This window comes from Phaeodactylibacter sp. (assembly GCF_022763345.1).
Taxonomy (GTDB): Bacteria; Bacteroidota; Bacteroidia; order Chitinophagales; family Saprospiraceae; genus Phaeodactylibacter.
Genome location: NZ_JALEGS010000031.1, coordinates 1 through 7,977, shown reverse-complemented (window position 1 = coordinate 7,977; position 7,977 = coordinate 1). Strand labels below are relative to the sequence as shown.

The following is a 7,977-nucleotide window of genomic DNA, read 5'->3' as shown; positions in this document are numbered from 1 at the left end:
TGGCGTAGCCGTGAAGTTCATATCGCTGCCGTCTATGCACACGTCCGCTGGGTCGTTCAGGGTGACAGTAGGCAATGCAAAGACCTCAACGCTTACCATCTGATTGGCTGCACAGCCACTGGCATCGGTATAGGAATAAGTGACCGTGTAAACACCCGCTCCTGCTGCGTTTACGTCTAACGATGCCGTGCCATCACTGTTATCGGTGAAGCCTGCAGGGGCATTCGAGCTAAAGGTGCCCGTAGCGCCTCCACCGGGTGCGGGAGACCCTGTGAAGGACATGTCGGTACCATCAATGCACACATCAGCCGGGTCATTCAGGGTCACCGTTGGCAGTACTAACTCAGGCGTAGTGACTGTATAATCTGTAAAGCATGCGCTGTTGGCATTGTATACCCGGATGGTATACTGCGTATTATTTATTAAGCCGGTAAAGGAACCGCTGCCGCCACTTACATCGACATTAGCCGGGTCACCGTAATTCGGGCCGCTGTAAGTATTACCAAGACTGATTCCGGCTTCATCTCCGTTAGTCACGGCTGTTAGGTCTATAGATGCGTTGTCTGTAACAACACCTCCCACACAGTTGCCTGCATCTGGCGTAACTGTAGCGACCGGATTGATGCACACACAAGAGGAAAAGTCTGCGGTAAAGCAAAAGTTATGAAACTCGAAACCGCCTTCCTGCGTAACATCTCCGGCGATCACAGCCTGTCCGTTAATATCTCCACCACTTAGTGTAGTAGTAGAAGCTAATGGCGCCAGGAAGCTACCCAACCAAGCGAAGCCGCCGTGGCTGATGGTGGTAGTTTCATAGAAATTCCAGAGCGTCTTTTCGATCAAGGTTACTTCCCCACCATCATAAGGCTTGGTCGCTGCGGCACCGTCAATAAAGATTGAACCACCTGTTTTGGTAAGCGTCATTCCTCCTACATTCACCAAGATCATCTCAGCGTCCCCCGTATTGCGGAAGTCGTAACTCGAGCCAGCCCCTATACCGGTCAGGTTGAATACAACCACGCCACTGTTATTTTGGGCATCCAGAATAATGGGGTCTGCAGAATCGTCAATCGTTCCGAGGGTAAAGGTTACACAACTTGCACTGATATTTGCAGGAGCATAATCGGAGGAGAAGCTCTGGAAATACGCCAGTGCATTCGCCCAGTTTACATCGGGGGTGAAGTTCCGGTAAATACCGGGCACCTGACTAAAGCCGCCGCTGAAGCCAGGTAAGGCGGTCGCCGTATTGTATAGGAGATTCCCCCGAACCCCTACACTTGGATTTTCGTGGCTCACATCTCCACCGACAACTAAATTATCCCACCCCTGAGGGGCATGCAATGCACCAGTAGCCAATGGATTACTTGCGCCAATCGTGTAGGTCGACAATTGGACTGGGTCGGGATTGACCGAGGAAAAATTGCCTTGCACTGCCAAGCGGCCTTCCGTATCACCGGTTCCATCGTTATTGAGGTCACCAAAAATGACGGCATTGAAGTTGCCATTGTGTGGCCCTGCCAGGGTACTCGCGCCAAGAATGCCATTAGGATTCATGGCATTGTAGGATCCGGCAAATCCCTGCCCAATCAGGTCGAAAAGGCTTCCAGCAGGGCAGGCTTCTTCATTCTGGCAGCCGAGTACATTATCCCCTTCCACCGAATTATCATCATCAGGAATGGTGTAGAACGTTGATCCTCCGGTCAGATTCGTGATCGTCGCTACATCACTGCCGATGATATTATTGCCATCCACAATTTCCAGAACGGTACCCACCGGCACCATCACGGCTTCCTGCAAGCTGCCGTTAGCGCCCGTTGCCCATACTTCAGCGGGATTATTCAGGGTACGAAGCACCCAGTTGCCGCTTGGGGCATTATCCGCAGTAGCATAAATAATGGTGCCCTCGTTGGGGCTGTCGCCGTCACAGAGCTGGCTGATTTGGGCTTGAAAGGAGGGGGGAGGAGTCGAATTCCCTAGCTTACCAGCCTTTGTATTCAGAGGAATGCTCATTGCGACTCCCAAAAGAAAGAAAAAAAATCTATTGCTCATGTGTTTCTGATTATGATTTGTGTAATACAGCAATGCTAGCCGGAATACCGAACTTATTGTTTTTCTTACGAAAGATGCTCTTTGTCGCCTTTCACTACAGTCAACTGATGTAACAAAAGGTATTTCGAATAGACTCCTATCCTCGCGCTCAAACTACGGGCAAAACAAGTTTTTATCTCGGCAACTCTTTACCGAAATTCGGCACATAGGAGAACAAGAATTGCTAAAAAATGGACCTCGCCGCTACGGGAATCCGGCAAAGTCACGCCGAATTTTAGCAAATCATTGAACGGAATGTTGAATTGTTTCTACCTTTATATATGCATTAAAGACTGCCTTTATCATTCCAAACAGTTACAGCTCTTCTCCCAAAAACATGTACAGAATCATCCTTAACTATCAAACTGCATTTCTAATGGGGATCCCCATCAAAACATTAATATTATTTTTTAGTGTGGTGCTCTTTTTCGATGCTCGGGCACAGTCCGTTAAAGACAATTCTACGGAAAAAGGCCATCTAATTGAAGTCTCGATTTGGGAGCAAGAAGATGGACTGCCATCCTGGCTCATTATGGACATAATCAAGGATCGGAAGGGTGCGTTGTGGATTGCAACAGCGAAGGGTATATTTCGTTTTGATGGATATAGTTTCGAAGAGTACCTTTCCACTTCCTCTTCTGTAAAAGATATCTATCCGTTTTTAGCGGAGGATGACAACGGAAATATTTGGGTTTGTCGTCAGACAGGTAAAGATTCATTTACCTTCCTTGTAATTGACCCATTTACCAAAGTGCCCCGTTCAGTTGAAGTATACACAGGGTCAACTTTACCTTCCATCCGCAGTATTGGGGATGTATTCCGAACGAAAACGGGTATTTACTTTTTTACCACGCAAGGTGTATGGCGCTACAAGGATAAGCTAGAAAATATCGCTAACTACATTTCCAGCGATAGCAAAAAATACTATCCAGGACCATCCCAAACGTTTTGGAAAGTTTCTCTATCTGATAGTGTCATTCAACTATTAGATAGTCATGGGAGGGAGCAAACCAAGTTCAAATCAGCCAGCACATTCGACAAACCGCAATTTAGAGTGGATGAAGGGTTACAATTATGGCTCACTTCTATTAACATGGATACGCTAGTCCAATTTACTCCTACCGGAAAAAACATTTACCCACCGGATGAACTCGAAGTTGATAATTGGGGCAACTCACAAAATTTGTATTCCTCTAATGCTTCTATTCTCGGAAAAGGTTATTCCATCATTGGTAAAGATTATAATGAGCTTACGCCCCACCAAAACAAATACTCTGTAGTCTATGATGGGGAAATCATCATACCAGACCTCAACAAATGGTTATCGACCCAATATCATATTAACCTCAACCGGCAAAAGCATTATATACTGGGTTCACCAGGCGTGATATGGTTATCCGGCATCGGGGGACTGATCCGGCTGGAATTCTCGCCCTTACAATTTAAACGGCAGCTATACGAACCTGATAGGGTCGCTAGCATTAGGCAAATCGCCAAGGCTGGACCCAATCATTTAGCAATTTGCACTTATAAGGGACTATACCTATTAAGCGAAAACGATAAACTTGAGACCACCGCTATACCTATATCCTCAACACCTAAGTCAGTTTATTCTAATGGGCAATCCGTATGGGTAGGTACTGTTGATGACCTTGTTTACCAATACTTTCCGGATCAGGACACTTACCGAACACTAAGGAACCTTGACACCATAGCCATGAACGAGGCAAATACTTTTTTTCACTTACCTGACCAAGGTCTGGTTTTTGGTAGCGAAGATGGATTGTGGAAAATCGACTCCCAGCAAAGCACTTTTTCCAGAGTAGCATTGCTTGATACTGCAATCTATTTCTCCCATCAAGCCCAAGACCAATACTGGCTAGGCACCCAATATGGCTTATATCACTGGAACAGAAGGACGCTCCACTCATTTCAAAACCCCCATCAGGAGGAAGATGATATTCCCTTACAGACATTCCACTTAACAGAGGATAAAAAAGGTCAATTTTGGATAGCTACGAACCAAGGTCTGCTACAGTGGGCCCCCTTTAGTGCATCCTACCATCTTTACACCCATCAACAAGGACTCCCCTCTGGCAGGTTGCATGCCGTATACACAGATAGGGAGGAGAAATTATGGATAAGTTCTGATGCTGGAATTACCCGTTTTGACCCCCATACGCTCCGCTGCTTACCCCTCCATAACCATCAGGGCCTTTTGTATAAAGAGTTTAACTTTTTGGGTCATTATCAAGATGAAGATGGGTTACTATACCTCGGTGGACCTCGCGGGCTGTTTATTTTTCGACCAGAACAGCTCATCCATAAAGGGGAACGAACCTTACGCCCAATATATCTAGACAGGCTGACGATTCAGGGAGGCCCAGCGTCCGACCGCACAGAGAAAAGAAAATACCCAAATCTACCCCAATCTATACCGATCCCCGCGTGGGGCAAGGAAATCAAAATGGACTTTGGCTTTCCTTACTATGACCAAACACCTATCACTTTTCAATGGCGCGTCCCAGGCTTTGCGGAAGATTGGCAGACTTCTAATGGACTGAACATCATACTTCGTCGGCTTCCCTATGGCACACAGTCTTTGGAAGTACGCATACATGCTGAAAATGCTCCAGAACAGCTGCTTGCCAATAGCCAAATAGAGTTGCAGCTGGCTTACCCCATTTATTTACGTTGGTGGTTTCTCACTTTGGCTGGTTTGATACTGGTCTGTTCGGTCCGGCTCTTCATCTTTTGGAGAAGCCGACAATTAGAGCTAAAAAACCGCCAGCTACAAAAGGTAGTAGATGAGAAAACGGATAAAATTCGGGATCAGTCCAAGAAGCTGGAGGTCATGCTCAATGTAAAAAACCAGCTCTTTACCGATATCAGCCACGAGTTTCGCACCCCACTCTCACTTATCATTGGGCATTCCAGGATACTGGAAAAAGCGCTGCCCCAAAAAAGCGAGCAAGCCAATAGCCTACGGCAAATCCAGAACAATAGCTGGCATATAAAAGAAATGATCGAAGATATTCTCAGCCTTACACGCCTACAGTCCATGGAAATGGAGCTACTACCAAGCATTTGCGAATGGCCGCACTTTTTCACTAGGCTTTTCGACACCTTCCAGACCAGAGCGGCGGAAAAGCACATCGACTTCCAACTACACACTTCCCCCAGCGAGGAGACCATTATTTTCCTAGATCAGAAAAAGGTGGCTCGTGTTATCAACAATCTCATAGACAATGTCCTAAAATTCACCCCTGCGAACGGCACTGTCAAAGTACATGCCAAGAAAAAAGGCCAGCATGTTTTTATCCAAGTAACAGACACCGGTCCTGGTATCCATCCAGATGATCTACCGCACATCTTCGAGCGCTACTTTAAAGGAAGCTCAAAACATACTGGTGGGTTCGGTATCGGCCTAGCACTGTGTAAAGCCTACGCTTCCTTTATGCAGGGAGACTTGAAATTGGAAAGCACCTCCCCTGCTGGCAGTTCTTTTCTTTTTCATTTTCCACTTTCGGAAGAGGTCAGCCTGTCACACCCCCTACAGGAATTTTCTACCCCCAAAAGAGAAACTTCAGCACTTCCTCACACAGACAATAATCAGGAAGTGGAACAGCCTCATCTCCTTATCGTGGAAGACAATGCGGAAATGCTCACACTGCTCCAGCACACGCTGGGTGCAGAATACCAACTGAGCACAGCTGCCGATGGGCAGGAAGCCTTAAGCATACTGGAAGGAGAGGACAGTATCTCTATTGTCATCTCTGACATAATAATGCCGAACATGAATGGTTTCGAACTACTGGAAAAGGTACGCGCCACACCCAAGCTACGGCATCTACCGTTTTTGTTGCTCACGGCTATGTCGGAAAACACTGCTCAGCAGCAAGCTTTCAATCTCGGCGTTGATTATTTCCTATCTAAGCCTTTTGAACCAGAAGAGCTATGTGCCAGGATCAATAGCATGGTACGCAACATCAAACTGCGCCAGGCACATTGGCAATATCTGGAGCAACAAAAGAATAGCCAAGGCACAAGCTTTAGCAGCAATGAACCTTCAAAAAGCTATGATCATTTGTGGCTGAAACAGCTCGAAAACGAAATTTACAAGCGGTTGAACCGGCCAGACTTGAAGGTAGGAGATCTTGCCATCGCCATGCACGTTTCCGAGCGCACCCTCCGCAACCGTGTCAAAGCCTACACCGGTTTATCCCCGTCGCAATATCTTAAAAAAATCCGCCTGCAAAAAGCATTATCCTACTTCGAAAACCGGCAATACCAAACTATTTCTGAAGTGTGTTTTGCCGTAGGCATGCAGAACGTAAGCCATTTTTCGCATATATTCAAAGAGGAATTCGGCGTGCTGCCGTCAAAGTATCAAGCTCTACAAGACAAATAAATTTACGCGAACATCCGAGCCACCCAGCCATGAAAAACCAACGGAAGGTGTTGCGGCAAGCGTGCTGTCATCAGCGGTTCCCAGCCTTTTACGTCGAGTATTCGCAATTGCGTTATGTCCTTTTCCTAGTCGAAAGTCAGAAAAACCAGCCAGCCATCGTCAAACGCATTATGGACCGGCATGACGGCAGTATGGAGGTAGAAAGCTCCGAAGAGGGGCAGGGCAGTACTTTCACCCGCTACTTTCCCTTAATTTAATACCCTGCCTTATCAAAAATCAGCCCCGCCGCTGACCACTGTCAACGCTCCCGGCCGCTATTCCGCTTACCTTGAAGATAATTCATCACCAAAATCGACAATCATGACAGGCGGAACGTTTTCATTGATGATTCTCTTTGCGATAATCTTGTTTGTGATCCCTATAATGATGGGCTTTTCGGGTCAAAACAGGCTGGGCTAGGCTGTGTTGGATTACTCCTTCGCAGCACCTCATGTACCGATTGCCGAATCTGACCGAATGCGAGTTGAGCAACTTCATTTTGTATTGCTATCGCTTTGCCCTACGCCGGCGCCACCACCAAATGAGCAATGCCAGCAGGATGAGAACAGGCCAGGCCGTAATGGCACCGAGTACCAAATTCTTCAACAGCCCCCATCCATCTGCAAAAGCCGTTGCTATTTTACTGCCAAAGCTGCGCTGAGCGATACCTGCTGAGCTGGTCTCGTACATGGTTAGGTAAACGGTGCTCCGGTCTACCTGCTGCTTCAGGTAACGGAATTGGGCCTCCATTGACTCCACCTCCTCGATGACCTGCCGCAGGTTGTTCTCCACAGCCAATACTTCATTGACATTCCGGGCTTCCGCCAAAAGCTCCTGGTAACGGGCAATAACGGCGCGCTTAGATGCCAGCCGGGTTTCAAGGTCGACGTACCGCCGTGTAACATCTTCTGCGTTAACCGAGCGCGAGTCAATTTGCAGTGCCAGCCCTTGCAGGGCATTGAGCATAGAGTCCAGCTTTGCGGGCGCCAGCCGGATCACCAGCTGATTCTCCAATTGCTGCCCGTATTGCCGCTCTTCCTCAGCGGTGATTTCCGCCTCAAATGCATTGATGATCTGCTTAGCCTTTCTAATCGCCTCCTCGTAATCAGCCACTTCCATCCTCAACCGGGCTGTGCGGATTACTTTCTTTTCCGGGACAGCATCCCCGGAGCCACCATCAGATCTGGCTTCAGTGGTTTGATCAGGAATAGCCTGAGCCTCCTCACTGGCGTAGGAATAATCTGAAGAGCCGGAGCGCCCGTCGCAGGCCATAGCTGAAAAAGCCAGTACGAATAATGGTATAAAGATGCGAAGTGTCATTTTCATGGTTTTCAGGTTTGGTTTTAGACTATGTTGGGATTTCACCCATTGGGCTGCATTTGCCAAATTTTATCCTGCACTTCGTTACTCTTCAGTCACTTAGCTTAGGCTATGCTCCT

At 47.4% G+C, this 7,977-nt stretch carries 4 protein-coding genes; 2 read left to right on the top strand and 2 right to left on the bottom strand.

Translation table 11 applies throughout. The annotated features are described in order from the left end of the window. On the bottom strand, window positions 1-2,049 hold a 2,049-nt coding region (locus MRY86_RS08940), incomplete at its 3' end, for a choice-of-anchor A family protein (protein ID WP_293563311.1). 376 nt (window positions 2,050-2,425) lie between these two features. Between MRY86_RS08940 and MRY86_RS08935 the strand changes: the two genes are divergently transcribed. Beyond that, on the top strand, window positions 2,426-6,499 hold the full coding sequence (locus MRY86_RS08935; RefSeq protein WP_293563310.1) for an ATP-binding protein: 4,074 nt from the start codon (window positions 2,426-2,428) through the stop codon (window positions 6,497-6,499). 29 nt (window positions 6,500-6,528) lie between these two features. Next, window positions 6,529-6,756 (top strand): ATP-binding protein, encoded by a 228-nt coding sequence (locus MRY86_RS08930; protein WP_293563309.1) that lies wholly within the window; start codon window positions 6,529-6,531, stop codon window positions 6,754-6,756. 289 nt (window positions 6,757-7,045) lie between these two features. Here the strand turns inward: MRY86_RS08930 and MRY86_RS08925 are convergent, their stop codons facing one another. Further along, the gene (locus MRY86_RS08925) at window positions 7,046-7,864 is read right to left on the bottom strand and encodes a DUF4349 domain-containing protein (protein WP_293563308.1); all 819 of its coding nucleotides are present in this window, start codon (window positions 7,862-7,864) and stop codon (window positions 7,046-7,048) included. Window positions 7,865-7,977: the final 113 nt, after the last annotated feature.